At 74.3% G+C, this 2765-nt stretch carries 2 protein-coding genes; one reads left to right on the top strand and one right to left on the bottom strand.

Annotated elements, in window-relative coordinates; genetic code table 11:
- The first annotated feature begins 2 nt into the window (after positions 1-2).
- Positions 3-2189, top strand: coding sequence for a DEAD/DEAH box helicase (locus tag L0P92_RS43735; RefSeq protein ID WP_234768693.1), 2187 nt, complete (start codon positions 3-5; stop codon positions 2187-2189).
- Between the two features lie 181 nt (positions 2190-2370).
- Here the strand turns inward: L0P92_RS43735 and L0P92_RS43730 are convergent.
- Positions 2371-2765 (bottom strand): LysR substrate-binding domain-containing protein (locus L0P92_RS43730; protein ID WP_234768692.1); only part of this gene is annotated, 395 nt, incomplete at its 5' end.

The raw sequence follows: 2765 nt of genomic DNA, 5'->3' as shown, positions 1-2765 counted from the left end.
CGATGGGGCGGAGCGAGCGGGAGACGGTGGCCCGGGGCGGGCGGCTGTACGAGGCGGCACAGGCGGTGGCAGGCGACCACGCGCGCGCGGTGGCGGCCGTACGGGAGGCCCTGGCGCCGATCCACGACGCCCTGGCCCGGCGCGAGCTCGACGTCATCCCGGTGGCCCGGCTCAAGGACGTCACCGAGGGCAGGCTGCGGCTCGGCGAGGTGGAGAAGGGCGGGTTCCGGACGGTCGGACAGGTGCTGGACGCCGGGCCGTACCGGCTGCGCCAGCTGCCCGGGGTCGGACAGCAGACCGCCGAACAGGCGGTGGCCGCCGCCCGCCGGATCGCCGACGCCGTACGGGACACCATCGCCGTACACATCGACGTCGACCGGCCGCAGCCCCGGACCACCGCCCTCGTCATGGCGCTCGGCGTCCTGGTGGAGGCGGGCCCCGAGGCGCGCCGGGCTCTAGACGCGGCCGGCGTACTGACCCGGCGCCTCGGCCCGCTGCTGGCCGAGGCGGGGCCGGTGGCCGGGCGGCTGCGCATGCTGTTCGCCGGGCAGGCCAAGAGGGAACGCGCGCTCGCGGCCGTCGCCGAGATCCGCGCCCTGACCGAGCAGGCCGACCGGGACGGCGTACCCGAACTGCTCGCGCAGGCCTCCGTCGACCTGCTGCGCCGCCCCGAGTCCGAGCCTGCCGCCCTGGTCGACTTCGAGCTGCGCTCCGCCGAGTACTACGGCCTGCTCGCCGAGGTCTCCGGCCGCGCCACCGACCCCGCGGCGGCCGAGGGGTTCCTGCCGGACGAGGTGGCCGAACGGGTCAGGAACCAGACGCTCGACGACACCCACCGCCGTGTCTCCCTGCGCGGCTACCAGGCCTTCGGCACCCGCTTCGCCCTCGCCCAGCGCCGCACGATCCTCGGCGACGAGATGGGGCTCGGCAAGACGATCCAGGCCATCGCCGCGCTCGCCCATCTCGCCGCCGACGGGCACAGCCACTTCCTGGTCGTCAGCCCGGCCAGCGTGCTGATCAACTGGACCCGGGAGATCGAGAAGCGCAGCACCCTGCGCGTGACACCGCTGCACGGCCCCGACCGGCAGGAGGCGTTCACCGACTGGCAGGACCGCGGCGGCGTCGCGGTCACCACCTTCGACGCCCTGCGCGGCTTCCCGGACCCCGCTCGCGGCGGGCTGGGCATGCTCGTCGTCGACGAGGCGCACTACGTGAAGAACCCCGACACCCTCCGCTCCAGGACCGTCTCCGCCTGGGCCGAGACCTGCGAGCGGGTGCTGTTCCTGACCGGTACGCCCATGGAGAACCGCGTCGAGGAGTTCCGCAGCCTGGTGCGCATCCTGCGGCCCGACCTGGCCGAGACCGTCGACGACCACGACTCGGTGGCCGGCTCGAAGGCGTTCCGCAAGGCGGTCGCGCCGGTCTACCTGCGCCGCAACCAGCAGGACGTCCTCACCGAACTCCCCGCCCTGCAGCACACGGACGAGTGGGAGGAGCCCAGCGCCGCGGACGAGGAGGCCTACCGCGAGGCCGTACGCGCCGGCAACTTCATGGCGATGCGCAGGGCCGCGTACGCCCGCCCCGAGCGCTCGGCGAAGCTGGACCGGCTGCGCGAGATAGCCGGCGAGGCCGCCGAGAACGGGCTGAAGGTGGTGGTGTTCTCTGGTTTCCGCGACGTCCTTGGGGTGGTGCGGGACGCGCTGGCGGACACTCGGCAAGGGACCGGGGGCCGGGTCTTCGGACCGATCTCCGGCAGCGTGCCCCCGGCCCGCCGTCAGCAACTGGTCGACGACTTCGCCGCCGCCCCCGGCCACGCGGTGCTGCTCGCGCAGATCGAGGCCGGGGGAGTGGGCCTCAACATGCAGGCCGCCTCCGTCGTCATCCTCTGCGAGCCCCAGCTCAAACCGACCGTCGAACACCAGGCGGTCGCCCGCGCCCACCGCATGGGCCAGGTCCGCTCGGTCCACGTGCACCGCCTGCTCTGCACAGGCGGCGTGGACGAACGCCTCGTCCGACTGCTGGAGAACAAGTCCCGCCTGTTCGACGCCTACGCCCGCCGCAGCGCGGTCGCCGAGTCGACCCCCGACGCCGTAGACATCTCGGACCTGGCCCTGGCCCGCCGCATCGTCGAGGAGGAACAGGCCCGACTGTCCGCGACGCCCGCCGAGCCCGCGACGGAACAGGCGTGAGTGCGGCACGGTACGGGGATCAGGGTCGCCGGTCGCTTGTCGGCTGCCTTCGAGTAGGCCGGTACGAGGGGATGGTGGGTGTCCTCGTGTACGCCCGCCGCTTCGTGGGGGGCGGGTACGGCTGGCCGCGACGCCGCCGGGCCCGCGACGGAACAGGCGTGAGTGCGGCCCGGTACGGGCATCACGGCCGTCCGGTCGCCTGTCGGCTTGCCTTCGAATAGGCCCGTACGAGGGGGCGGTGGGCGTCCTCGCGGCGCCAGGCCAGTGCGTAGCGGCTCGGGGAGAGGCCGTGGACCGGGCGGGTGACGACGCCGCCCAGGGTGATGAGCGGGGCGTTGCCCGTGGCGACCAGGCAGATGCCGAGGCCGGCGACCAGGGCCTCGTACGTCTCCTCGGTGCCGGCGATCTCCGCGCCGACGCGCGGCGGGCGCCCGCCGCGCTCCTCCAGGGCGAGCCAGTGGTCGCGCAACGGGCCGGCGCTCGACGGCAGGGCGAGGAACGGCTCGTCCATCAGGTCCGTGAAGTCGATCTCGGGGCGGGTCGCGAGCGGGTGGGACTCGGGGAGGGCGACCAGGC

This window comes from Streptomyces muensis (genome assembly GCF_021474425.1).
Taxonomy (GTDB): domain Bacteria; phylum Actinomycetota; class Actinomycetes; order Streptomycetales; family Streptomycetaceae; genus Streptomyces; species Streptomyces muensis.
Note: the sequence above shows the minus strand (reverse complement) of the source record. Positions and strands in the feature narration are given on the sequence as shown.

Bases quoted from the DNA above. Each gene is read 5' to 3' on its own strand.
- L0P92_RS43735 (WP_234768693.1), top strand. From the start codon at position 3: ATGGGGCGGAGCGAGCGGGAGACGGTGGCCCGGGGCGGGCGGCTGTAC.